This window comes from Micromonospora sp. NBC_01740 (genome assembly GCF_035920365.1).
Classification (GTDB): Bacteria; Actinomycetota; Actinomycetes; order Mycobacteriales; family Micromonosporaceae; genus Micromonospora; species Micromonospora reichwaldensis.
The window spans coordinates 3,012,971-3,035,446 of the sequence record NZ_CP109150.1; the positions used below are offsets into that span (position 1 = coordinate 3,012,971).

The following is a 22,476-nucleotide window of genomic DNA, read 5'->3' on the forward strand; positions in this document are numbered from 1 at the left end:
GTTAACGCAAAATGAACTTCGACCAGCCGCTCAGGCCATCGTCGGCAATGTCACCCGGACCACCGCGCCGGTGTCGTCGGTCTCGACGCGCAACCGCTGGCCGAGGCGGAGCAGGCGCAGGCCGGAGGCGTCGAACGCCCGGGCCGGGAAGGCCAGCTCGGTGCCGTCGTCGAGGAGCAGCGTCCCGCTGCGGGTCGCCGCGTCGTAGGTGGCCACCGTGCCCTGCATGACCCGCACGCTACACGCCCCTCAGGCCGGGCAGCCGGCGGCGGCCAACGCGGCCGTGCGGGGCCCCAGCCCGAGCCGGGCCGCCGCGGCCAGGTCGGCGGCGGTGTCCACGTCCCGGCGCAGGCTCGGCCAGTCCCCGGTGAGGGCGAGCGCCCCGCTCGCGGCGTGCGCGGCGGCCGAGCCGACCCCGAAGCGGGGATCCAGGGCCACGCCCGGCGGCGCCGCCAGCAGCACGGTGCCCTGGCCAGGGGCGTCGGCCACGTACCCGCGTACGCCCGGGGGCGCGGCCTGGGCCGCCCGCAGCGCCGCCGCCAGTTCGGCCGGGCGCAACGCGGGCAGGTCGGCGGTGAGCCCGGCCACCCAGCCGCCGCCCGCGACCGACGCGCCGTGCCGGAAGGCGGCGTTCAGCCCGGCGCCGGGGGCGTCGGGCAGCGCCCGGGCGCCCGCGCGGCGGGCGGCCTCGGCCACCCGGGCGTCGTCGGTGACGACCAGCACCCCCGCCACCGCCGGGCAGGCCCGCACCGCGGCGACCGTGTCGGCGGCCAGGGCCAGCGCCAGTTCCTCGTGCGGTACGGCCGGCAGCGCCCCCCGCAGCCGGCTCTTCGCGGCGGCCAGGCGCTTCACGGGCACCACCACGGTCCACCTCGGCTGACTCACACCGCCATCCTGCCAGCCGTACGGCGGTACCCTCTCTGGCCGGACCCGGGTCGAGCAGGCATGATTTCCGCTGCGGGCGTCACCGGGTGCGGATCCGGTGCGGGGCGGGGCGGCACGAGGAGGCGCGGTGACACGGCGGAGGCTGGGGTTCTGGCAATGGTTCGCCGTGGTGCTGGTCAAGCCGGTGATGACCGTCTGGACCCGGCGCAGCTGGCACGGCATGGAGCACCTGCGCGGCGACGGCGGCGTGATCATCGTGCCGAACCACATCTCGCACGCCGACCCGCTCGTCGCGGCCCACTTCGTCTACGACTCCGGCCGTTGGCCGCAGTTCCTCGGCAAGGCAAGCGTGTTCCGGGTCCCGGTGATCGGCTGGATCCTGCACCGGTGCCGGCAGATCCCGGTCGAGCGCAACACCGTGGACGCGGTGCGGTCGCTGGACCACCTCGTCGCCGCGCTCGACCAGGGCGGCGCGGTGGTGATCTACCCGGAGGGCACCATCACCCGCGAACCGGAGCTGTGGCCGATGAAGGGCAAGACCGGCGCCGCCCGCCTCGCGCTCGCCACCGGGGCGCCGGTGGTCCCGCTCGTCATGTGGGGCCCGGAGCGCATCTTCGACCCGCGCCGGTCCCGACTGGACCCGCGCCCCCGGATCCCGGTGACCGTGGTCGCCGGACCCCCCGTCGACCTGGGCCGATGGGCCGGGTCGACCCCGACGAAGGCCGTCCTCGAGGAGATGACCGACACCATCATGCTGCGCCTTCGTGACATGCTCACCGAGATCCGGGGCGGCACCCCGCCACCACTGTGGGAACGGACGGCGCGCCCCGCCGTCGATCGGCGGCGGCCGGGGGCGGCGGCGTGAGCGGGCACGTCGCGGTCCTGGGTGCCGGCTCGTGGGGCACCGCGTTCGCCAAGATCCTCGCCGACGCCGGGCGGGACGTCACCGTCTGGGCCCGCCGCCAGGCGGTCGCCGACACGATCCGGGCCGAGCGGCGCAACCCGGAGTACCTGCCGGACGTGCTGCTGCCGTCGCGGGTCACGGCGACGGGCGACGCCGCCGAGGCGATCACCGGGGCCGAGCAGGTGGTGCTGGCCGTACCGTCGCAGACGCTGCGCGGCAACCTGGCCGAGTGGACCGCCCACCTGCATCCGGACGCCACCCTGGTGTCGCTGATGAAGGGCATCGAGCTCGGCACCACCAGGCGGATGAGCGAGGTGATCGTGGAGACCGCCGGGGTGGCGGCGGACCGGGTGGTGGTGGTCTCCGGCCCCAACCTGGCCCCGGAGATCGCCGCCGAGCAGCCCGCCGCCACCGTGGTCGCCTGCACCGACGCCGACCGGGCCACGCAGGTGCAGCGCTCGATCACCACGCCCTACTTCCGTCCGTACACCAACGACGACGTGATCGGCTGCGAGCTGGGCGGCGCGGTGAAGAACGTGATCGCCCTGGCGTACGGCATCGCGGTGGCGATGGGGTTCGGCGACAACACCCGGGCCATGCTCGTCACCCGGGGACTGGCCGAGACGGCCCGGCTCGGGGTGGCCCTGGGCGCCGACCCGCTCACCTTCGCCGGCCTGGCGGGGATGGGCGACCTCGTCGCCTCCTGCTCGTCGCCGCTGGCCCGCAACCGCACCTTCGGCGAGCACCTGGGCCGGGGCGCGACCCTGGAGGAGGCACGCGTCGCCACCCGGCAGACCGCCGAGGGCGTCAAGAGCGCGCTGGCCCTGCGCGACCTGGCCCGGGCGCACGCGGTGGAGATGCCGATCACCGAGCAGGTCGAGCTGGTCTGCCACGAGGGCATGGACCCTCGGCTCGCCGTCGAGGCGCTGATGAGCCGCACCACCAAGCCGGAGTGAGCGACGTGACCGAGCACCACGACGGCACCCGCTGCGTCCGCGCCGGCCTGCCCGAGCCGGCTCCCGGCCAGCCGTTCCTGCCCGGGCCGGTGTTCGCCGCGCCGTACCACCTGGACCCGTGGGCGGGGCCGGCGGCGGCGCCCGACGGCTACGGCCGGCCGGACAACCCCACCCGGCGGCTGCTGGAGGCGGCGGTCGGGGAACTGGAGGGGGGCGACTGCCGGGTCTTCGCCAGCGGGCAGGCCGCGATCACCGGGCTGCTGCTGACGCTGCTGCGGCCGGGGGACACCGTGGTGCTCCCGTCGGACGGCTACTTCGCCGTCCGGGCCTTCGCCGCCGACACGCTGGAGGGCATCGGCGTACGGGTGCTCCTCGCCCCGACCGCCGGCCCGCACCCGGCCTTCGACGGCGTACGCCTGGTGCTGCTGGAGACCCCGGCCAACCCCGGCCTGGACGTCGCCGACGTGGCGGCGCTGGCCGCCCGGGCGCACGCCGCCGGTGCCCTGGTGGCGGTCGACAACACCACGGCGACACCGCTCGGGCAGCGCCCGCTCGACCTGGGCGCCGACGTCGTGGTGGCCTCCGGGACGAAGGCCCTGACCGGGCACTCCGACCTGCTGCTCGGCTACGTCGCGACCCGCTCGCCCGAGCTGCGGGACGCGGTCACCGCCTGGCGGAACGTCACCGGGGCCGTGCCGGGCGCGTTCGACGCCTGGCTCGCGCACCGGTCGCTGGCCACCCTCGACCTGCGGCTGGCCCGGCAGACCGCGAACGCGCAGGCCCTCGCCGGGCTGCTCGCGGGGCGCGACGACGTGACCGGGCTGCGCTGGCCGGGGCTGCCCGGCGACCCGGCCCACCCGGTGGCGTCGGTCCAGATGCGACGGATCCCCGGCGTGCTCTGCTTCGACCTCGGCGGCGCCGGGCGGGTGGCGCGGTTCCTCGACGCGGCCCGGCTGGTGGCCGCGGCCACCTCCTTCGGCGGCCTGCACACCACCGCCGACCGGCGGGCCCAGTGGGGCGACGACACCCCGCCCGGCTTCGTCCGGCTCTCCTGCGGGGTCGAGGACGCCGTCGACCTGGTCGCCGACGTGACCGCCGCACTGGACGCCAGCCGCTGAGCACCGGACACCGGCCCGGAGGTGCCCCGTGACCGTCTTCTCCTTCCGCCCCGACCGGCCCGCCCTCGTGCACCGGCTGCGCGCCGCCGGCTGCGTCTACGCCGAGGACGAGGCGGAGTTGCTGATCGCCGCCGCCGACTCGGCCGAGGCGCTGGCCGGCCTGGTCGACCGCCGGGTCGCCGGGCTGCCGCTGGAGTACGTGCTCGGCTGGGCCGAGTTCTGCGGCGAGCGGATCGCCGTCGACCCCGGCGTGTTCGTGCCGCGTGCGCGTACCGCCCTGCTGGTCGACGTCGCCGTCGCGGTGACCGGCCCGGCGGCGGCCGTGGTGGACCTGTGCTGCGGCTCCGGCGCCACCACGGTGGCGCTGGCCCGCCGGCTCGCGCCGCGCTGGCTGGCCGCCGCCGACGTGGACCCCGCCGCCGTGGCCTGCGCCCGGCGCAACCTGGCCCCGCTGGCCGTGCCGGTCTTCGAGGGCGACCTGTACGACCCGCTGCCGGCGCGCTGGCGGGGCCGGCTGGACCTGGTGCTGGCCAACGCCCCCTACGTGCCGACGGCGGCGGTGGCGCTGATGCCGCCGGAGGCCCGGCTGCACGAGGCGCCGGTGGCCCTCGACGGCGGGCCGGACGGCCTGGCGGTGCTGCGCCGCGTCGCCGAGGGCGCGGCGCGCTGGCTGGCCCCGGGCGGGCACCTGGTGGTCGAGGCGGGGGAGGGGCAGGTGGAGGCGCTCCGCGCGGCGCTGACCGCCGTGGGCCTGCACCCCACGGTGACCCGGGACGACGACCGGGACGCCACCGCCGTCTCGGCCCGCCGCCCGGGCTGACCCGCGGCGCCGTCCTCCTCAACGCGCTGCTCCTGAACGCGCCGTCCTCAACGCGCTGGTCCTCAGCGCGGTCGGGCCCGTCGGGTCGCCGGCGGCCCTCGACCGGCTGGGGTGTCCGCGTCACGGCGCTGTCGAGCTGCCCCGTCGGTGAGACCACCCGTCATCCGGCGTCAGCCGCGCGGCCTGGCGGGGGCGGGGAAGGGGAACTAGCCTCACGGCAGGCGTGGCGGCGGAAGGCGGGTTGTCGTGGGTGGTGCGGACGTGCCGGTGGTCGTCGGGCTGGACAACGGGGGGACCAGCAACAACGCCACGGTGCTCACCGTGGACGGCCGGTTCCTGGTGGACGGCCTGGTGGAGAACCCGAGCGAGGTACGCGCCGGCCCGGCGGCGGCGATCGAGGCGCTGGCCCGTGCGTTCGACGGGGTGCTGGCGCTGACCGGGGTGCCCCGCACGGCGGTGCGCGCGGTCGGGCTGGACACGCCGGGGCCGGCGAGCGCCACCGGGGTGATCTCCTCGCGCGGGTCGACCAACTTCTCCCAGCCGGCCTGGCGCGGCTACGACGTGCGGACGGCCCTGGAACGGCGGCTCGGCCTGCCGGTGCTCTACCACAACGACGGCAACGCCGCCGCGCTCTACGCCCACCACGCGCACTTCGGCGCGGAGGCGATGCGCCGCTCGTCGGTGTCGGCCATCGTCGGCACGGGGCTGGGCGGCGGTGTGGTCGAGGCGGGCCGGGTGGTCGCCGGGGCGGCCGGGATGGCCGGCGAACTGGGACACGTGCACATCCCGCTGACCGGGCTGCTCGCGCCGGACCAGCCGGTGCCCACGTGCGCCTGCGGCTTCGCAGGGGACGCCGAGAGCGTCGCCTCGCTGACCGCCATCGGGCGGAACCTGCTGCCGTACTGGCTGGGACGCTTTCCGGACCATCCGCTGGCCGCCGAGCCGCCGGAGCGGGCGGCGAAGCTGGTCCGGGGCTACGGCGAGCGCGGCGACGCGTTGGCCCGGGAGGTGTTCACCCAACAGGCGATGGCGCTGGGTCGACTCTTCACCGTGGCGGCCAACTTCACCGATCCGCATGCGTACTTCGTCGGGGGCGGGGTGGTGGAGGCGGCCCCGGAGTTCCGGGACTGGTTCCTCGCGACGGTGCGGGAGCACACGGTGCTGCGGGAGGAGCAGGCCGCGTCGGCCACCTTCGCCCTGGTGCCCGAGCGGGACATGGCCGGCGCCCGGGGCGTGGCCATCGCGGCGCTGGAGGCGCTGCGCGCCGGCCCCGCGCCCCGCCCGGTCGTCGCGGGCTGACCCGCCCGTCTCCCCGCCGGGCTGACCCGTCCGTCTCCCCGCCGGGCTGACCCGCCCGCCTCCCCGCCGGGCGAGGGCACTGCGCCCGCCTCCAATGCGAGGCGGTGCGGCCGATCGTCGCCCGTCGGGTCCGACCCCGCAGGGCGACGGCCCCACCGGCTCCCATCGGTGGGACCGCCGCCGGCGGGGCGCCGGCGCGACGGGTCAGCGGGCGCGCCGGCGCCCCCGGAGGGAGGGGTCAGTGTCCGGGCGGCGCCCCGACGAAGGCGGCCCAGGCGGCCGGCGGGAAGAGCAGCGCGGGGCCGGACGGGTCCTTGGAGTCGCGGACGGCGACCGTGCCCGGGACCACCGCCATCTCCACGCACGCCCCCTCGTCGCCGCTGCGGCTGCTCTTGCGCCACCGCGCCACGGCCAGCGCCGCGCTGATCGTCGGTGTCATGGTCCTACCGTCCCTTCAGGAGTTGGAGGAGCTGGTCGCGGCTGTCCGCCGGGCTGAGCGCGACGGTCCGCAGGTGCTCCATGATCTTGGTGCAGGTACGCAGGTCGCCCGGCCGGTCGAGGACCATCTGCCCGGCCACCGTCTCGACCGAGGCGATGATCGGGTCCTCCGGGTCTGCGAACTCCAGGATGTGCAGCGAGCCCCGGGTGCCCCGGTGGTAGCCGGCGGCGAGCGGGATCACCTGGACCGTGATGTTGGGCAGCTCGCCCATCTTGACCAGGTGGTGCAGCTGCGACTCCATCACCGACCGGTCGCCGACGGGCCGCAGCAGCGCGCCCTCGTCGATGATGGCGTCCAGGATCGGCGGCTGGTCACTGATGAGCCGCTGCTGCCGGTCGAGCCGGAACTGGACCCGCTGCTCCACCTCGTCGTCGCGCAGGGTGTGCGGGCCGCCGCGCATCACGCCCCGGATGTAGTCGGCGGTCTGCAACAGCCCCGGCACCACCGAGGGCTCGAAGTTGGCGATGCCGGTGGCCTCGGCCTCCAGCGCGATGAAGTCGATGGTGCGCCGGTCCAGCAGGTGCGAGTAGGACACCCACCAGCCGGGCTTGCGCGCGTCCTTGGCGAGCTGCACGGCGGCGGCCACCTCGTCCGGACCGACCCCGTAGAGGGTGAGCAGGGCGCGCACGGTGGCGGGGCTGACCAGCGTCTGCGCGTTCTCGTAGCGGGACAGGGTGCTGCGGGTGCTGCTGATCTCGTCCGCCGCCGCCTCCAGCGTGAGGCCGGCGGCTTCCCGGTGGGTGCGCAGCGCGATGCCCAGTCGCCGGGCACGGGCGGTCTTCGGAGCCATGCATCGATCGTCGCACATCTTCCCGGGAACGTGTAGATGAGAGAACGTCGATGAGAGTTGCATTCATGGCTGTAGACATGTCAGTCTGTCATCGCGTCCTCACTGCCGGTTGTCGTGGCGACGGCGGTGGTGAGCGACCGGAGGGGAAGGGGCGCGCGGCGATCGGGTTTCTCCCCCGTACCCGATCGCCGCGTGCCACGCCCCGTGGCCCGTCAGCCGGAAGGGGATCGACGTGCCTACTGCCCGACAGGCTCGCGCCGACCGCCCCGGCGGGCACCGATGACGCGGTTCCTGGTGGTGCTCACCGACGTGCGGCCGGCCGAGGGCGCCGGACGCGACGAACGCAACTGCCCCGAGCGCCGCCGTCAGGTGGTCGGGGCGAGCAGCCGCGAGGCGGCGGACCGGATCGCGGGCGCGTTCATGGCGCTGGGCATGGTGCGGGCCGGCCGGCAGCGGGTCAAGGTGATCGCCATCGGCCGGCGGCACGCGCGCGGCTGACGCCGCCGAGGGCGGTGCGTCGCAGGAGGCGGCCCCGCCGGGTGGGAGGGCCGCCCGGCAGGCGGCCCGGCCCGGCGGGAGGCGCGGCCCGGCGCCCCGCCGGGCCGTCCGCGTCACAGCATCCGGCGCCGCTTCAGGTAGGCGACCAGGTCGTCGTAGACGCCCCCCTCGTTGGCGAACATCGCCACGTTGCGGGCGGTGGCCATCCACGGCTTCGTCGACGGCCGGACCTCCTTGACCGCCCGCTCCAGATCCCGGTGCTCGATCATCCGCACCTCGCCGGTGCGTACCGAGTCGGCCATCGCGAACTCGGCGGCCGTCTCGCAGAGGTGGGCCAGGTCGGCGCCCGAGTAGTCCTCGGTGGCCGCGACGATCTTCCGCAGGTCGATCCCCGCGATCGGCCGCTCCCGCAGGTGGTACTCCAGGATGGCGCGGCGTGCCTCGGCGTCCGGCGGCAGCACCAGCACCACCCGGTCGAGCCGCCCGGGACGGCGCAGCGCCGGGTCGACGTCCCACGGGGTGTTGGTGGCGGCCAGCACGAAGACCCCCTCGTTGCTGCCCTCCATCCCGTCCAGCTCCGCCAGCAGCTGGTTGCCCAGCGTCCGCATCGAACTGGAGCCGACCTGCGAGCGCTTGTGCCCCAGCGCGTCGACCTCGTCCAGGAAGAGCACGCAGGGCGCGTTGCGGCGGGCCGCCTGGAACAGCTCGTGCAGGTTGCGTTCCGAGTTGCCCATCCACATGTCGAGCACGTCCACGATGGACAGCGAGATGAACTTCGCGCCCATCTCCCCGGCGACCGCCCGGGCCAGGAACGTCTTGCCGCAGCCGGGCGGGCCGTAGAGCATCAGGCCGCCACGGAGGCTCTTGCCGTACATCCTGCGCAGCTCCGGGTTGCGCAACGGGCCGAGGAAGGCCAGCTCCAGCCGCTCCTTGACCGCCGACATGCCGCCCACGTCGGCCAGCCGGATGCCGGAGGCCTCCACGTCGTACACCCGGTCGGAGTGGCCGGCGACCGGCTCCGGCTCGTCGCCGGCGCGGGCGAACCGCGGCGGCACCACGTCGGCCAGTTCCTGCTCGTAGGCCGCGAGGGGGTCGTCGTCGGCGGTCGTGGCGGGGCCGCCGGGCCCGGCGGCGGGCGCGGGCCGCTGCGGCGTCGTCGGGGCCGGCGGGGGTACGGCCACGCCGAGCGCCCGCTGCATCAGGGCCTGGGCCTGCTCGTTGCCCGGGTCCCGGGCGAGCGCCTGCCCGATCTGCGCGATCCCTTCCGGCCCCCGCCCGGAGTCGAGCAGCAGCCCGGCCAGGTGCAGCCGCAGCGGCAGGTCGTCGGGGCGGCCGTCGAGGGCGGCCAGCAGGCTGTCGATGAGGGCGTCGGAGCTCATAGGTGCAGCAGCGTAGCGACCGTTCCCGCCGCTCCGCTCACCCTCGTGCCCCCGCCCCCGCCCCGGCCGCGTCGCCCCGGCGGCCCGTCCGCCGCCGCCCTCCGTGCAGCAGCAGCGCCGTCCGGTACAGCAGCCGCACGACGACGGTCGACACCCAGCCGGTCACCAGCCCGTAGAGCCGGACCGCCAACGTGACGACAGTGATCATCACCCCGAGGATCGCGAGGTTGCCAGCGACGGAGTCCTCCGCCGGCCGGTACCCGCTGAGGACCGAGGCGACCGCCGCGGCGACCACGGCCGCCGCCCACAGCAGCACCGCCGGCTGGCGGCGGTCCGCCCGCACCTTCAGCCGGACCGCGAGCGGTTGGGCGCGCCACACCCACCGGAACAGCAGGGCGAAGGCGGCCAGGAGCAGGACCGCCGCGCCGAGGGCGAGCGGCCGTCGCCACGGCCCGAGCGTGCCCGCGACCAGCGCGAAGACCACGAGGTGCCCCACCGTGGCCGCGGCGAGGACGTCGTAGAGACGCCACAGGACCGCCCGGGCGCCCTGGCCGTGTGCCGTGCCGGTGGTCCGGTCGCCGGGGGCGAGGGCGAGCGCGGCGCTGAAGCCCCGACCCGCGCGGCCCAGGCGTTCCCGGCGCAGGTCGACCACCGCGAGGTCGTGCAGTGCCGCCTGGTTCTGCGGGTCCAGCTCCAGCGCGCGTACGCAGGCCCGCCGGGCCAGGGTCAGCTCGCCGGCCCGCAGGCACACCTGCGCGTCGACGACGTGGGCGTCGGCCTCGTCCGGCGCCAGCCGGAGCACCGTGTCCGCCGCGTCCCGGGCGAACACGAGCGCCCGGACACCGGGCTGGTGCAGCAGCACCTCGGTCAGCGTCGCGTGGGTCCGCCACTCGTGTGGCGCGGCGGCCACCGCGGCCCGCGCGCACAGCAGCGCCTCCCGCCTGCGCCTCATCGCCACCAGCGCCATCGCCCGCTGCCGCAGCGCCCACTCGTGCCCGGGCGCGACCGCGAGGACGCGCCCGGTGGCGGCCACCGTGCCGGGTGGGTCCCCGGCCAGGTCGTAGCAGCGGGCCAGCAGGCAGCCCGCCTCGACGTCGTCGGGGCACTCGCGCAGCACCCGGCTCAGCTCGTGGAACGCGTCCGGCCAGCGCCCGACCTCCAGCAGCATCCGGGCCCGCATGACACGGCCGTCCCTGGTGTCCATGGTCGCCTCCCCCGTCCGGCGCCCACCCTAACGACGCGCGACGGCGGCCGGGTGCCCGTCACCACCCGTACACGCCGTGTCGACCGGTTGCGCTGCCGCCCGCCTCTGCCCGGGTATCGGCTGTCGGCGCTCACCACGCACAGTAAGGTCAACCGGGTGAGCGCCACGACCGGAGCAGTCGCGTACGAAGAGGTGACGCAGTGACCACCCCAGGCAGGACCCGCGTGGCGATCGTGTTCGGCGGCCGCAGCCCGGAGCACGGCATCTCCTGCGTCAGCGCCGGCAGTGTTCTCGGCGCCCTCGACCCGGACGAGTTCGAGGTGGTGCCGGTGGGCATCACCCGGGCCGGCCAGTGGGTGCTGACCAGCGGCGACCCCGGTCAGTTGGCGATCAACGCGCGCCGGCTGCCGGAGATCACCGCCGAGTCCGGCACCGACATCGTGCTGCGGGCCGACCCGACCGGCAACGGGCTCATGGTGCTCGACCCCACCGAGGGGCCCAGGGCGCTCGCCGACGTCGACGTGGTCTTCCCGGTGCTGCACGGCGCGTACGGCGAGGACGGCACCATCCAGGGCATGCTGGAGATGGCAGGCATCCCGTACGTCGGGGCGAACGTCTTCGCCTCCGCCGCCGCCATGGACAAGGAGTTCACCAAGAAGCTCTGCGCCGTCGAGGGCATCCCGGTGGGCCCGTACGCGGTGCTGCGCAACGGGATGACGTTGAGCGAGGCGGACAAGGAGCGGCTCGGCCTGCCGGTCTTCGTGAAGCCGTCCCGGGCCGGTTCGTCGTTCGGCATCAGCAAGGTCGACGACTGGGCCGACCTCGACGCGGCGGTCGCCACCGCCCGGCAGATCGACCCGAAGGTGCTCGTCGAGGGTGCGGTCGTCGGGCGCGAGATCGAGTGCGGCGTGCTGGAGGGCGAGGCCGGCGGCGCGCCGGAGGCGTCCGTGCTGGCCGAGGTCCGGGTGGTCGGGGACTACGACTTCTACGACTTCGAGGCGAAGTACATCGACTCCGAGTCCGCCTGCGAGTACGACATCCCCGCCGGCCTGCCGGAGCGGGTGACCCGCCAGATCCGGGAGTACGCCACCCGCGCCTTCACCGCGCTCGACTGCGCGGGCCTGGCCCGGGTCGACTTCTTCGTCACCCCGGAGCTGGACGTCTACCTCAACGAGATCAACACCATGCCGGGCTTCACCCCGACGTCGATGTTCCCGCGCATGTGGGCGGCGTCCGGGCTGGAGTACCCGAAGCTGGTCAACCGCCTCATCCGCACCGCCCTGCACCGCGGCGTCGGCCTGCACTGAGCCGCTCGCGCCGGGAAGGGCGCCCTCCTGACGCCTGACGCACAGGAAGGCCACCCTCCTGACGCCTGACGCACGGGAAGGTGCCCTTCCCACCGCCCGCCCCGCGCACGCGAGGCGGGCCGGGTGCGGAGACCGTGTCAGGTCCGGCAGCCGCTGGGGGTGTCGGCGGCGGCGACGGAGGGCACGGAGGCCACGATCGTGTCCGAGACGGGGGCGACCCACTGCAACCCCTGCCCGTAGAAGTGCGGCACGCGGACCGTGACGGCGGTCTCCCGGTCCATGGTGGTGAGCACGGTGGCGTCGCGTTCCTCGCTGGCGTACCAGCAGACCCGGTTGACCGTCCAGACGTGGTCGGTGTCGTCGACGGCCGGCGTGGCCCCGCCGCAGGCGACGGTGACCGCCGGGTCGCCGTACGCGGCGTTCTGCTCCGGGCCGGCCGTGACCGGGCGCTGGGCGAGGTCGTTGACCGTGGGCGGCAACTGGGAGAGCAGGGCGCGGCAGACCGTGGCGGGCCGTTCGGCCAGCGCCGGCGCGGCCATCTCGACCGGGGCGGTGGAGCGCGGCCCGGCGCTCGTGGCGGTCGCGCTCGGCGTGGCGGCCGGCTCGGCCCGCTCGTCGGGGGAGAGTTGGGCGAACGCGAACGCGCCCACCAGCACGGTGACCGGCAGCGCGATCAGCGTGGCGACCAGCGCGGCGCCGCGTGTCGTGCGGTCGCGGGTCGGGCGGTCGGGGGTCACCTCGTCCGGCTGGGCGGAATCGGTCACGGGAGAGTCAGTGATCTTGTCCACTTACAGGCGCACCACCGAACATGTGAGGGTGCGGGTGATGCCGGGCACCATCTGCACCTTGCTGACGATGAGTTTGCCGAGCTCGTCGACGGTCTTCGCCTCGGTGAGCACGACCACGTCGTACGGCCCGGTGACGGCGTCGACGCGTACCACGCCGGCAAGGTCCGAGATGAGACCGGCCACGTCACGCGCCCGGCCGACCTCGGTCTGGATGAGGATGTACGCCTGTACCACGACTCGACCTCCGTCCGTCGCCGCCCTGGAGCGGCCCGAAGGGAGAAAGTACCTTACGGACCAGGTCTGATCCCTATCGGTGGTCAAGGAGAAGCGGTGAGCGAGCAGCACGGCGGAGGAGCGGCATGAGCGTCGCGGGGATCGGCGAGTTCGGCCTGATCGACCGGGTGACCGCCCGGTTGTCGTACGGATCGACGGTACTGCTGGGCCCGGGGGACGACGCGGCGGTGGTGGCCGCCCCGGACGGCCGGGTCGCGGCCTCGACCGACGTGCTGGTGGAGGGGCGGCACTTCCGGCGGGACTGGTCCAGCGCGCGTGACGTCGGCCACCGGGCGGCGGCGGCGAACCTGGCCGACATCGCCGCGATGGGGGCGCAGCCGACCGCGCTGCTGGTGGCGCTCTGCATGCCGCCCGAGCTGGATCCCGCGTGGGCCGAGGAGCTCGCCGACGGGCTGGCCGCCGAGGCGGCGAAGGTCGGCGCGAGCGTGGTGGGCGGGGACATGTCGGGCAGTCCGACGCTGACCATCGCGGTCACGGCCCTCGGCGACCTGGGTGGCCGGCCGCCGGTGACGCGCTCCGGCGCGCGGCCCGGTGACGTGCTGGCCCTGGCCGGCCGCATCGGGTACGCGGCGGCCGGGCTGACCGTGCTCTCCCGGGGCTTCCGTACGCCCCGGCTGCTGGTGGAGGCCTGCCGGCGGCCCGAGGTGCCCTACGCGGCCGGGCCGCACGCCGCCCGGCTCGGCGCCACCTCCATGATCGACGTGTCGGACGGGCTGCTGGCCGACGTCGGGCACGTGGCGAAGGCGAGCGGGGTCGCCGTGGACGTGCGCCGGGACGCCTTCGAGGTGCCCCGGCAGATGCGCGACGCCGCCCAGGCGCTCGGCGTCGACCCGTACTCCTGGCTCCTCGCCGGGGGCGAGGACCACGCGCTGGCCGCGACCTTCCCGTCGGCGGTGGCGCTGCCGGACGACTGGCGGCCGATCGGGCGGGTGACGGAGGGCTCGGGTGTCACGGTCGACGGGCGGCCGTACGACGGACCCGCTGGCTGGGACCACTTTCGGTAAGGCCCGATCGGCGTCGTACCCTTTACTCCGTGAGTGAGATCGAGATTCGGGCCGAGCGTTTCGACTCGCTGGTGGCGCAGCGGCTGATCCGCGCCGCGCTGGCCGACCTCGGTGCCCGGTACGGCGGCAGCGGCGACGAGACCCCGGTCGACCCGGGCGAGTTCGCGCCGCCCGCCGGCGCCTTCCTCGTCGCCCACCTCGGCGGCGAGCCGGTCGGCTGCGGCGGCTGGCGCAGCCACGGTGACGAGGGTGACACCGCCGAGCTGAAGCGGATGTACACCGCGCCGGCGGTCCGGGGCCGGGGCGTGGCCCGGGCGGTGCTGGCGGCGGTGGAGCGCTCCGCGCGGGAGCACGGGCGCAAGCGGATCGTCCTGGAGTGCGGCGACAAGCAGCCGGAGGCCATCGCCATGTACACGGCGGCCGGCTACGAGCGCATCCCGAACTTCGGCTTCTACCGCGACGCCCCGGGCTGCATCTCCTTCGCCCGCACGCTCTGACCGTTCCGCGCGTGCCCTGACCCGTTTCGGCGCGCCGAGGGCCGCCGGCCCCGTCTCGCGCCGGGGGCCGTTCCGGACCTCGGCGCCGGCACGGCCCGTGCGCGGACGGGCGTCGGCGGGGGAGCGTCGCCGGACACGACAGAACCGGCGGACCGCAACGGCCCGCCGGCAATGACGAGTGTGAAGCTGGGGCCTACCGCGTCAGGCGCGGGTGACCTTGCCCGCCTTGATGCAGGAGGTGCAGACCTTCAACTTCTTGGTGTTGCCGCCACCGGCCGGGGTACGCACCGACTGGATGTTCGGGTTCCAGCGGCGGTTGGTCCGCCGGTGCGAGTGGGACACGTTGTGGCCGAAGCCCGGTCCCTTGCCACAGACGTCGCACACGCTAGCCACGGGATACTCCTGGGATTGAAACGTTCATGAGGTCGCCGCCAGGCGCAGCCCGGGCAACCTGGCCAGGTTACCCGATGACCCGGGACCCGACCAACCGGCCCCGGACGCAGGCCCGAGGTGGGGCCGGCACCGCGCGACGCGGGTCCCGGTCGCCCGGCCCGCACCCGCCCCCGCGGCATCGCCGCACCTGGGGACACGCCACGAGGATAGTGGGTGCGCCGCGGCTGCCGGACACGCCGTGGGAGTCGCGTCGACCCCGGCGCGTGTCGGTGCGCGCCAGTAGGCTTCTCGCCGTGCTGGACACCCTCGACGCCGCCGCGGTCCGCCGTTGGTGCGCGGGCGGGCTGGTCGCGCTCAAGCGCCACCAGGGCGAGATCGACGACCTGAACGTCTACCCGGTGCCCGACGGCGACACCGGCACCAACATGGTGCTCACCCTCACCTCGGCCCAGCAGGCGCTCGCGATGGACCTCGGCACCCTCCCGGAGGACGGGCCCACCGCGCACGGGCACGCGTTGCGGCTGATGGCCCGGGGCGCGCTGCTGGGCGCGCGGGGCAACTCGGGGGTGATCCTGTCGCAGATCCTGCGCGGCTTCGCCGACGCCGTCGCCGCCGCGCCCGCCGTGCGGGGGCGCGAGCTGGCTGCCGCCCTGCGCGACGGCACCGCCGCCGCCTACGCCGCGGTCGCCCGCCCGGTCGAGGGCACGCTGCTCAGCGTCGTCGCCGCGGCGGCGCACGCCGCCGAGCGGGCCGACAGCGACGACCTGCGGGCGGTCGTCCGGGCGGCGGCGGGCGGGGCGGCGCACGCGTTGGCGCGCACCCCCGAGCAGCTTCCGGCGCTGGCCCGCGCTGGCGTGGTGGACGCCGGCGGCCAGGGCCTGTGCCTGCTGCTCGACGCCCTGGTCGAGGTCGTGACCGGCGAGAGCCCCGAGCGTCCCGCGCCCGCGCCGCGCCCGGTCCGCCCGCCGGCCACCGCCGTGCGCGAGACCGGTTCCGAGGAGTACGCGTACGAGGTGCAGTTCCTGCTCGACGCCGGGCCGGAGGCGGTGGCCCGGCTGCGGGAGGAGCTGGCGGCCCTGGGTGACTCGCTGGTGGTCGTCGGCGACGGAAACGCCGGCACGGGCACCTGGAACGTGCACGTGCACGTCAACGACGTGGGCGCGGCCATCGAGGCGGGCGTGGTGGCCGGCCGGCCGCACCGCATCTCGGTGACCCGCTTCGCCGACCAGACCGCACCGGTGTCGCCCCCCGCGGCGGCGGACGGGCGGGCCGCCGTGGTGGTGGCCGCCGGCGCGGGCATCGCCGAGCTGTTCGCCGGCGAGGGCGCGACGGTGGTGCCCGGCAACCCGTCGATCGGCGAGCTGCTGGACGCGATCCGCGCCACCGGGGCGGCCCGCGTGGTGGTGCTGCCCAACGACCCCGACACGCAGGCGGTGGCGAACGCCGCCGCCCGGGAGGCGCACGGGCTCGGCGTGAAGGTCAGCGTGGTGCCGACCCGCTCACCGGTGCAGGCGCTGGCCGCCCTCGCCGTACGCGACCCGGGGCGGCGCTTCGCCGACGACGTGATCGCGATGGCCGAGGCGGCCGGCGCGTGCCGCTACGCCGAGGTCTGCTACGCCCGCCGCGAGGCGCTGACCGTCGCCGGCCCCTGCCGTCCCGGCGACGTGCTGGCGCTGGTGGAGGGGGAGGTGCACCTGATCGGGTCCGACCTGACCGACACCTGCGCCGCCGTGGTCGACCGGATGCTCGGCGGCGGCGGTGAGCTGGTGACCCTGCTCTCGGGGGCGGACGCTCCCGACGGGCTGGCGGACGCGGTCCGCGAGCACGTCGGGCGGCGCTGGCCGTTCGTCGAGGTGCAGGCCTATCCGGGCGGGCAGCCGCACTATCCACTCCTGGTGGGGGTCGAATGACGTCCGAGCCGGCCACGATGGACACGCCGCTGAAGAAGCTGGTCGGCGAGAAGACCGCGAAGGCCCTCGCCGGGCACCTCGACCTGCACACCGCCGGTGACCTGGTCTACCACTTCCCGCGCCGCTACGACGAGCGCGGCGAGCACACCGACATCCGGTCGCTCGACGTCGGCGAGCAGGCCACCGTGCTGGCCCAGGTGCAGCGCACCGCCGTACGCCCGATGCGCCAGCGCCGGGGCAACCTGCTGGAGGTGACGGTCGGCGACGGCTCGGGCGGCACCCTGACCCTGACCTTCTTCGGCAACCAGGCCTGGCGCGAGCGCGAGCTGCGCCCCGGCCGGTGGGGGCTCTTCGCCGGCAAGGTCACCGAGTTCCGGGGCAAGCGGCAGCTCAACGGCCCGGAGTACGTCCTGCTCGGCGAGGGCGGCGACGGCGAGGCGGCGGCCAACGAGGAGATCGAGGAGTTCGCGGGCGCGCTGATCCCGGTCTACCCGGCCGCCGCGGCGGTGCCCACCTGGGTGATCGCCCGCTGCGTCCGGGTGGTGCTGGACACGTTCACCGCGCCGGAGGATCCGCTGCCCGCGACCCTGCGGGCGAGCCGCAACCTGGGCGGCATCGGCACGGCGCTGCGCGAGATCCACCGGCCGACCAGCAAGGAGGCGCTCTACCGGGCCCGGCACCGGCTCAAGTGGGACGAGGCCTTCGCCGTGCAGCTCACCCTGGTGCAGCGCAAGCACCGCGCCGCCGCCTCGCCGGCCCGGCCCCGCCCGGCGAAGCCCGGCGGCCTGCTCGACGCCTTCGACGCCCGGCTGCCCTACGAGCTGACGCCCGGCCAGCACGACGTGGGCGTGGAGATCGCGGCGGACCTGGCCACGGCCCACCCGATGCACCGGCTGCTCCAGGGCGAGGTCGGCTCCGGCAAGACGGTGGTCGCGCTGCGCGCGATGCTCCAGGTGGTCGACGCGGGCGGGCAGGCCGCGCTGCTGGCCCCGACCGAGGTGCTCGCCGCGCAGCACCACCGGGGCATCCTCGACCTGCTGGGGCCGCTCGGGCGGGCCGGCGAGCTGGGCGCGGCCGACGACGCCACCCGGGTCGAGCTGGTCACCGGCTCGCTGGGCGCGGCGGCCCGGCGGCGGGCCCTGGCCGAGGTCGCCGGCGGCGCCGCCGGCATCGTGCTCGGCACCCACGCCCTGCTCTACGAGGGCGTCGACTTCGCCGACCTCGGCCTGGTGGTGGTCGACGAGCAGCACCGCTTCGGCGTGGAGCAGCGCGACGCGCTGCGCGCCAAGGCCGAGCAGCCGCCGCACGTGCTGGTGATGACGGCCACCCCGATCCCGCGCACGGTGGCGATGACCGTCTACGGCGACCTGGAGACCTCCACGCTCTCCCAGCTGCCGCAGGGCCGCTCGCCGATCGCCTCGCACGTGGTTCCGGTCGCCGAGAAGCCGGCCTTCCTGGACCGGGCCTGGCGCCGGGTGCGCGAGGAGGTGGCCGCCGGGCACCAGGCGTACGTCGTCTGCCCGCGCATCGGGGAGGGGCCGGCGAGCGAGGAGGAGCCGCCGCCGGAGGACGACAACGGGCGGCGGCCGCCGATGGCGGTCACCGAGGTGGCGCCGTTGCTCGCCGAGGGGCCGCTGCACGGCCTGCGCATCGGCGTGCTGCACGGCCGGCTGCCGGCCGACGAGAAGGACGCGGTGATGCGCTCCTTCGCGGCCGGCGACCTCGACGTGCTGGTCGCCACGACCGTGGTCGAGGTGGGCGTCAACGTGCCGAACGCGACCGTGATGATCGTGCTCGACGCCGACCGGTTCGGCGTCTCCCAGCTGCACCAGCTGCGCGGCCGGGTCGGCCGGGGCTCCGCCCCGGGGCTCTGCCTGCTGGTCACCGAGGCGCTGGAGGGCACGCCCGCGCGGGAGCGGCTCGACGCGGTGGCCTCCACCACCGACGGGTTCAAGCTCGCCGAGCTGGATCTGGAGCAGCGCCGGGAGGGCGACGTGCTGGGCGCCACCCAGTCGGGGCGCCGCTCGCACCTGCGGCTGCTCTCGCTGCTGCGCGACGCCGACCTGATCCGCGACGCCCGGGCCGAGGCGATCGCCCTGGTCGAGGAGGACCCGGAGCTGGCCCGGCACCCGGCGCTGGCCGCGTCGGTGGCGGCCCTGGTCGACGAGGAACGCGCCGAATACCTGGAGAAGGGCTGATCTAGGCTTCGAAGGATGTCGGCATCCTCATTAGACAGTGGCGTGCTCCTGCTGGCCCGGGGCGACGAGATCGTGACGGAACAGGTCGCCGGGGTGGCCGATCGGAGCACCGGTGTCCACTGCGCTTCCGGGACCCGGTTCCAGATCGCCTCGATCAGCAAGCAGATGGCCGCCGCGGCGGTGCTGCTGCTCGCCGAGCGGGGTGCGCTGAGCCTGTCCGATCCGGTCGTGCGCTGGCTGCCCGGCCCGCCGCCGGAATGGTCCGGCATCACGCTGCACCACCTGCTCACCCACACCTCGGGCCTGGGCCACTGGGAGCAGTACCCGGCGGTCGATCTCGCCGACCCGGCTGAGCCGGACGACCTGCTCGGCTCGTTCGCCGCGGTGCCGCCGCTGTTCCGGCCCGGAGCCGGGTGGCACTACAGCAGCCCCGGCTACGTGCTGTTGGCCCGGGCCGTCGAGCGCGCGGCCGACCGGCCGTACGCCGAGTTCCTCGCCGAGGAGGTCTTCGCGCCGCTGGGCATGACGGGCAGCTTCGCCGGTGCGGGCGACGGACGGCCGGACGTGGCGGTCGGACACGAGGGCGGCCGTCCGGTGCCGTCCTGGGACCTGGCGACCGTGGGCATGGGCGCGGGTGACGTCTGGTGCACCGGGACGGACCTGCTCACCTGGCTCGACGTGCCGCGCCGGGGCCGGCTGCTCGCCCCGGCCTCGGTGACGGCGATGACCGCTGCGCACGCGCCCACCGGCCGGCCCGGGGAGGCGTACGGCTACGGGTTCTTCGTCGGCCCGCTGGCCGGCAGGCGGGCGCTGCACCACTCGGGGGACAACGGCGGCTACAAGGCGTTCGCGGCCTGGCTGCCCGACTCGGACCAGCGGCTCGTGCTGCTGACCAACCAGGCCGAGGTCGACCCGGTCACGGTCACGTCGGTGCTCGGTCCTCCCGAGGTGCGTTGATCGGGTGCGGACGCCGACCGGGTGGCGGGCGTGCCGCGGTGCGGGCCGGCGGGGCCGACAGGTCGTGGCGGGTCCGCTCGTCGCCTCGGGTGCTTCGTCCACCGGCCGGGCCGTCGCGTAGCGTCGGGGCATGGGCAGGGAGCGACGGTGACCCGGATCGTGGCCGGAACCCTTGGCGGGCGGCGGATCGCCGCGCCGCCCGGCGCGGGCACCCGGCCCACGTCGGACCGGGTGCGCGAGGCGCTGTTCAGCGCCGTGCAGGCCGAGGTCGACCTGGCCGGCGCCCGCTTCGCCGACCTCTACGCCGGCTCCGGGGCGGTCGGCCTGGAGGCCCTCTCCCGGGGGGCCGCGCACGTGCTGCTGGTGGAGTCCGACCCCCGGGCGGCCCGGGTGGTCCGGGAGAACGTGGCCGCGTTGCGCGCCGCCCCGGCCGCCCGGCTGGTCACCGGCAAAGTCGCCACCGTGCTGGCGGCCGGCCCGGACGGCGACCCGTACGACGTGGTCTTCGCCGACCCGCCCTACGCGGTGCCGGACACGGAGATCACGGCGATGCTCGTCGCGCTGGTCGACGGCGGCTGGCTGGCCCCGGACGCCCTGGTGGTGGTGGAGCGGTCCAGCCGCACGGGGCCCGTCGGGTGGGTGCAGGGCATCACCGGCGAGCGCAGCCGGCGCTACGGCGAGACGACCCTTTGGTACGGTCGCCGATCATGAGACGTGCGGTGTGTCCCGGCTCGTTCGATCCGGTCACCAACGGGCACCTCGACATCGTCGGCCGGGCGAGCCGGCTGTTCGACGAGGTGATCGTGGGCGTGCTGGTCAACCAGTCGAAGAGCGGCCTGTTCACCGTCGAGGAGCGGATCGACATGCTCCGCGAGGTGACCGCCTCCTACGACAACGTCCGGGTCGAGTCGTTCCGCGGCCTGCTTGTCGACTTCTGTCGGGCGCAGCAGGCGAGCGTCCTGATCAAGGGCCTGCGGGCGGTCAGCGACTTCGACTACGAGTTGCAGATGGCGCAGATGAACATCGGCCTGGCCGGCGTCGAGACCCTGTTCATGCCGACCAATCCGCTCTACTCGTTCCTCTCCTCGAGCCTGGTCAAGGACGTGGCGAAGTGGGGCGGCGACATCTCCGCCCACGTGCCCGACCGGGTCCGCGAGGAGTTGAGCGCCCGGCTCGTCCCGCCGTCGCGCGACTGACCGCCCGGGGCCGCAGTTCCCGCCGGCACCGTGCCCGGCGGGGACTGCGCCGTGGCGTACCGCGACGCGCCGGGCCGGGGTGAGCGGTGCGCTGTGGTCGGGGCGCGACATGATGTGTGCAGCGGGAAACCGGCCGTAGCCCGCATCATGTAGGTCGGCCCGACGAACGACAGGAGTGAGGTACCGGTGGACCCGCTCGATCGCATCGACGAACTGATCGCCATGGTGGAGCAGGCGCGCTCCGTCCCGATGTCGCGCAACAACTGCATGGTCGACCGGGGTGAGTTCATCGCGATCCTCGATGAGCTGCGCGCCGAACTCCCCGCCGACCTGCGTCGGGCCGCCGCGCTGCTGGACGAGCGGGACAAGATCATGGAGGCCGGCAAGCGCGAGGCCGACCGGATCATCAGCGAGGGTGAGGCGGAACACGCCCGGCTGGTCTCGGTGAACGAGATCACGGTCTCCGCCGAGCACGAGGGCGCGCGGATCATCGCGGAGGCCCGCGCCGAGGCGCAGCGCCTGCGCGAGGAGGTCGACGACTACGTCGACACCGCGCTGGCCAACTTCGAGCAGTTCCTCACCCGGGCGCTGGCCTCGATAGAACGCGGGCGGGACAAGATGCACGCGCTGCGCGAGATCGGCACCTTCGGTGGGGAGGAGGCGGACCGCCCGCTACCCTTCTGAGCGGCACCTCACCAGCCGGCAGATGGGGCGGGCGCCGCCCCCGGTTCGACGGTCCGGCGGTCGCCCAGGTAACCTTTTTTGTCGGCCTCTCACCGGCCGGAGTCTGACTATGCCCAAACACACGCCTTCGACACTCAACCCCAGGTCGCCGCTGGTCCTCGACACGAGGGAGCTGCCGCGCCGGCCTGGTGCGTTGCGTACGGAAAAGCGGGTGGTGCCGGCACCGGCGGACCTCGGCGGCGAGATGATCGCCGTGCCGCAGGGCGCTGACCTCGACCTCGACCTGAGGTTGGAGTCGGTGTCCGAGGGCGTGCTCGTCTCCGGGACCGTCAGCGGTCGCGTCCGGGGCGAGTGCGGTCGCTGCCTTCGCGAGATCGACGACTCGCTGGCCGTGCGGATCCAGGAGCTGTACGCGTACGAGAACAGCACCACGGACACCACGACCGACGAGGACGAGGTGGGCCGGATGCAGGGCGATCTGATCGACCTGGAACCGGCGCTGCGGGACGCGGTGGTGCTCACGCTGCCGACCAACCCGCTCTGCCGGGAGGACTGCCCAGGCCTGTGCCCCGAATGCGGGGTGCACTTGGACGATCTGCCGGCCGACCACAGTCACGAGCAGATCGACCCGCGTTGGGCGGGCCTGTCGCAACTGAACCGTAAAGAGGAGTAGGAACCGTGGCCGTCCCCAAGCGCAAGATGTCGCGCAGCAACACCCGCGCCCGCCGGGCGAACTGGAAGGCGACCGTGGTCGCGACCGTGGCCTGCCCCCAGTGCAAGTCGGCGAAGCTGCCCCACGCCGCCTGCTCCGTCTGCGGCACCTACAACGGCCGCCAGGTCCTCGAGGTCTGACCTGGACGCCGAGTGACGCCCCCGACCCCTGGTCGGGCGGCGCG

26 protein-coding genes and 1 pseudogene are annotated in these 22,476 nt (G+C 75.2%); 17 read left to right on the top strand and 10 right to left on the bottom strand.

What is annotated here, in order from left to right; genetic code table 11:
* Positions 1 to 30: 30 nt before the first annotated feature.
* Positions 31 to 228, bottom strand: coding sequence for a cold-shock protein (locus OG989_RS14170; protein ID WP_192581542.1), 198 nt, complete (start codon positions 226 to 228; stop codon positions 31 to 33).
* A gap of 21 nt (positions 229 to 249) precedes the next feature.
* Positions 250 to 885, bottom strand: coding sequence for a 2-phospho-L-lactate guanylyltransferase (gene cofC, locus OG989_RS14175; RefSeq protein ID WP_151456688.1), 636 nt, complete (start codon positions 883 to 885; stop codon positions 250 to 252).
* A 127-nt stretch (positions 886 to 1,012) separates the two neighbouring features.
* Between cofC and OG989_RS14180 the strand changes: the two genes are divergently transcribed.
* The 5 genes from OG989_RS14180 (at position 1,013) to OG989_RS14200 (ending at position 5,982) form a co-directional block, all read left to right on the top strand.
* Positions 1,013 to 1,750 (top strand): lysophospholipid acyltransferase family protein, encoded by a 738-nt coding sequence (locus OG989_RS14180; RefSeq protein ID WP_151456689.1) that lies wholly within the window; start codon positions 1,013 to 1,015, stop codon positions 1,748 to 1,750.
* A complete protein-coding gene (locus OG989_RS14185) occupies positions 1,747 to 2,745 on the top strand; it encodes an NAD(P)H-dependent glycerol-3-phosphate dehydrogenase (RefSeq protein ID WP_151456690.1) in 999 nt (332 codons plus the stop codon). The genes OG989_RS14180 and OG989_RS14185 overlap by 4 nt, the downstream gene beginning before the upstream one ends.
* On the top strand, positions 2,742 to 3,863 hold the full coding sequence (locus OG989_RS14190; RefSeq protein WP_327030752.1) for a cystathionine gamma-lyase: 1,122 nt from the start codon (positions 2,742 to 2,744) through the stop codon (positions 3,861 to 3,863). Before OG989_RS14185 ends, OG989_RS14190 begins: the two co-directional genes overlap by 4 nt.
* 28 nt (positions 3,864 to 3,891) lie before the next feature.
* Complete coding sequence (locus OG989_RS14195; protein WP_327030753.1) at positions 3,892 to 4,683, top strand: putative protein N(5)-glutamine methyltransferase; 792 nt, start codon at positions 3,892 to 3,894, stop codon at positions 4,681 to 4,683.
* Positions 4,684 to 4,929: 246 nt separating this feature from the next.
* Complete coding sequence (locus OG989_RS14200; protein WP_151457844.1) at positions 4,930 to 5,982, top strand: ROK family protein; 1,053 nt, start codon at positions 4,930 to 4,932, stop codon at positions 5,980 to 5,982.
* Between the two features lie 238 nt (positions 5,983 to 6,220).
* Here OG989_RS14200 and OG989_RS14205 read toward each other — a convergent pair whose 3' ends face one another.
* Both OG989_RS14205 and OG989_RS14210 read right to left on the bottom strand, forming a co-directional pair.
* Entirely contained in the window at positions 6,221 to 6,421 is a 201-nt protein-coding gene (locus OG989_RS14205) for a DUF397 domain-containing protein (protein WP_121396135.1), read from the bottom strand.
* A 4-nt stretch (positions 6,422 to 6,425) separates the two neighbouring features.
* Complete coding sequence (locus OG989_RS14210; protein WP_327030754.1) at positions 6,426 to 7,271, bottom strand: helix-turn-helix domain-containing protein; 846 nt, start codon at positions 7,269 to 7,271, stop codon at positions 6,426 to 6,428.
* Between the two features lie 279 nt (positions 7,272 to 7,550).
* On the opposite strand from OG989_RS14210, the gene OG989_RS14215 reads away from it, so the two are divergent.
* The gene (locus OG989_RS14215) at positions 7,551 to 7,769 is read left to right on the top strand and encodes a hypothetical protein (protein WP_121396133.1); all 219 of its coding nucleotides are present in this window, start codon (positions 7,551 to 7,553) and stop codon (positions 7,767 to 7,769) included.
* A gap of 113 nt (positions 7,770 to 7,882) precedes the next feature.
* On the opposite strand, the gene OG989_RS14220 is transcribed toward OG989_RS14215, so the two are convergent.
* The 3 genes and pseudogenes from OG989_RS14220 to OG989_RS14230 all read right to left on the bottom strand — a co-directional run bounded on the left by OG989_RS14220 (position 7,883) and on the right by OG989_RS14230 (position 10,352).
* Positions 7,883 to 8,968 (bottom strand): ATP-binding protein, encoded by a 1,086-nt coding sequence (locus tag OG989_RS14220; protein WP_327031161.1) that lies wholly within the window; start codon positions 8,966 to 8,968, stop codon positions 7,883 to 7,885.
* A 3-nt stretch (positions 8,969 to 8,971) separates the two neighbouring features.
* A pseudogene (locus OG989_RS14225) lies at positions 8,972 to 9,157 on the bottom strand (tetratricopeptide repeat protein); the annotation flags it as partial.
* 28 nt (positions 9,158 to 9,185) lie between these two features.
* Positions 9,186 to 10,352 carry a tetratricopeptide repeat protein gene (locus OG989_RS14230; RefSeq protein ID WP_327030755.1) on the bottom strand — a complete coding sequence of 389 codons (1,167 nt, stop codon included), beginning with the start codon at positions 10,350 to 10,352 and terminating at the stop codon, positions 9,186 to 9,188.
* Positions 10,353 to 10,552: 200 nt separating this feature from the next.
* Here OG989_RS14230 and OG989_RS14235 point away from each other — a divergent pair, with 200 nt between their 5' ends.
* Positions 10,553 to 11,659, top strand: a complete 1,107-nt coding sequence (locus OG989_RS14235) for a D-alanine--D-alanine ligase family protein (protein WP_327030756.1) — start codon at positions 10,553 to 10,555, stop codon at positions 11,657 to 11,659.
* A gap of 137 nt (positions 11,660 to 11,796) precedes the next feature.
* Here the strand turns inward: OG989_RS14235 and OG989_RS14240 are convergent, their stop codons facing one another.
* Together OG989_RS14240 and OG989_RS14245 are read right to left on the bottom strand one after the other, a co-directional pair.
* Positions 11,797 to 12,447 carry a DUF3515 family protein gene (locus tag OG989_RS14240; protein ID WP_327030757.1) on the bottom strand — a complete coding sequence of 217 codons (651 nt, stop codon included), beginning with the start codon at positions 12,445 to 12,447 and terminating at the stop codon, positions 11,797 to 11,799.
* Positions 12,448 to 12,681, bottom strand: coding sequence for an Lrp/AsnC ligand binding domain-containing protein (locus OG989_RS14245; RefSeq protein WP_132232626.1), 234 nt, complete (start codon positions 12,679 to 12,681; stop codon positions 12,448 to 12,450).
* A 125-nt stretch (positions 12,682 to 12,806) separates the two neighbouring features.
* Here OG989_RS14245 and OG989_RS14250 point away from each other — a divergent pair, with 125 nt between their 5' ends.
* Both OG989_RS14250 and OG989_RS14255 read left to right on the top strand, forming a co-directional pair.
* On the top strand, positions 12,807 to 13,745 hold the full coding sequence (locus tag OG989_RS14250) for a thiamine-phosphate kinase (protein ID WP_327030758.1): 939 nt from the start codon (positions 12,807 to 12,809) through the stop codon (positions 13,743 to 13,745).
* A gap of 29 nt (positions 13,746 to 13,774) precedes the next feature.
* Complete coding sequence (locus OG989_RS14255) at positions 13,775 to 14,242, top strand: GNAT family N-acetyltransferase (RefSeq protein WP_327030759.1); 468 nt, start codon at positions 13,775 to 13,777, stop codon at positions 14,240 to 14,242.
* A 201-nt stretch (positions 14,243 to 14,443) separates the two neighbouring features.
* Here OG989_RS14255 and rpmB read toward each other — a convergent pair whose 3' ends face one another.
* Positions 14,444 to 14,635 (bottom strand): 50S ribosomal protein L28, encoded by a 192-nt coding sequence (gene rpmB / locus OG989_RS14260; RefSeq protein ID WP_011905179.1) that lies wholly within the window; start codon positions 14,633 to 14,635, stop codon positions 14,444 to 14,446.
* A gap of 293 nt (positions 14,636 to 14,928) precedes the next feature.
* Between rpmB and OG989_RS14265 the strand changes: the two genes are divergently transcribed.
* The 8 genes from OG989_RS14265 to rpmF all read left to right on the top strand — a co-directional run bounded on the left by OG989_RS14265 (position 14,929) and on the right by rpmF (position 22,432).
* On the top strand, positions 14,929 to 16,545 hold the full coding sequence (locus OG989_RS14265; protein WP_327030760.1) for a DAK2 domain-containing protein: 1,617 nt from the start codon (positions 14,929 to 14,931) through the stop codon (positions 16,543 to 16,545).
* Positions 16,542 to 18,743 carry an ATP-dependent DNA helicase RecG gene (recG, locus tag OG989_RS14270; RefSeq protein WP_327030761.1) on the top strand — a complete coding sequence of 734 codons (2,202 nt, stop codon included), beginning with the start codon at positions 16,542 to 16,544 and terminating at the stop codon, positions 18,741 to 18,743. Before OG989_RS14265 ends, recG begins: the two co-directional genes overlap by 4 nt.
* Before the next feature lie 42 nt (positions 18,744 to 18,785).
* Positions 18,786 to 19,700, top strand: a complete 915-nt coding sequence (locus tag OG989_RS14275; RefSeq protein ID WP_327030762.1) for a serine hydrolase domain-containing protein — start codon at positions 18,786 to 18,788, stop codon at positions 19,698 to 19,700.
* A gap of 147 nt (positions 19,701 to 19,847) precedes the next feature.
* Positions 19,848 to 20,411 carry a 16S rRNA (guanine(966)-N(2))-methyltransferase RsmD gene (gene rsmD / locus OG989_RS14280; protein ID WP_151455412.1) on the top strand — a complete coding sequence of 188 codons (564 nt, stop codon included), beginning with the start codon at positions 19,848 to 19,850 and terminating at the stop codon, positions 20,409 to 20,411.
* The gene (coaD, locus tag OG989_RS14285; RefSeq protein WP_132232638.1) at positions 20,408 to 20,896 is read left to right on the top strand and encodes a pantetheine-phosphate adenylyltransferase; all 489 of its coding nucleotides are present in this window, start codon (positions 20,408 to 20,410) and stop codon (positions 20,894 to 20,896) included. Before rsmD ends, coaD begins: the two co-directional genes overlap by 4 nt.
* Before the next feature lie 186 nt (positions 20,897 to 21,082).
* Positions 21,083 to 21,580: a hypothetical protein gene (locus OG989_RS14290; RefSeq protein WP_132232640.1), complete on the top strand. Its 498-nt coding sequence runs from the start codon at positions 21,083 to 21,085 to the stop codon at positions 21,578 to 21,580.
* A gap of 109 nt (positions 21,581 to 21,689) precedes the next feature.
* Entirely contained in the window at positions 21,690 to 22,253 is a 564-nt protein-coding gene (locus OG989_RS14295; RefSeq protein WP_151455411.1) for a YceD family protein, read from the top strand.
* Positions 22,254 to 22,258: 5 nt separating this feature from the next.
* A complete protein-coding gene (gene rpmF, locus OG989_RS14300; RefSeq protein ID WP_018786309.1) occupies positions 22,259 to 22,432 on the top strand; it encodes a 50S ribosomal protein L32 in 174 nt (57 codons plus the stop codon).
* Positions 22,433 to 22,476 lie beyond the last annotated feature (44 nt).

Bases quoted from the DNA above. Each gene is read 5' to 3' on its own strand.
- OG989_RS14250 (WP_327030758.1), top strand. From the start codon at position 12,807: ATGAGCGTCGCGGGGATCGGCGAGTTCGGCCTGATCGACCGGGTGACC.
- OG989_RS14230 (WP_327030755.1), bottom strand. From the start codon at position 10,352: ATGGACACCAGGGACGGCCGTGTCATGCGGGCCCGGATGCTGCTGGAG.
- OG989_RS14170 (WP_192581542.1), bottom strand. From the start codon at position 228: ATGCAGGGCACGGTGGCCACCTACGACGCGGCGACCCGCAGCGGGACG.
- OG989_RS14210 (WP_327030754.1), bottom strand. From the start codon at position 7,271: ATGGCTCCGAAGACCGCCCGTGCCCGGCGACTGGGCATCGCGCTGCGC.
- OG989_RS14220 (WP_327031161.1), bottom strand. From the start codon at position 8,968: ATGCAGCGGGCGCTCGGCGTGGCCGTACCCCCGCCGGCCCCGACGACG.
- coaD (WP_132232638.1), top strand. From the start codon at position 20,408: ATGAGACGTGCGGTGTGTCCCGGCTCGTTCGATCCGGTCACCAACGGG.
- OG989_RS14295 (WP_151455411.1), top strand. From the start codon at position 21,690: ATGCCCAAACACACGCCTTCGACACTCAACCCCAGGTCGCCGCTGGTC.
- OG989_RS14215 (WP_121396133.1), top strand. From the start codon at position 7,551: ATGACGCGGTTCCTGGTGGTGCTCACCGACGTGCGGCCGGCCGAGGGC.
- OG989_RS14205 (WP_121396135.1), bottom strand. From the start codon at position 6,421: ATGACACCGACGATCAGCGCGGCGCTGGCCGTGGCGCGGTGGCGCAAG.
- recG (WP_327030761.1), top strand. From the start codon at position 16,542: ATGACGTCCGAGCCGGCCACGATGGACACGCCGCTGAAGAAGCTGGTC.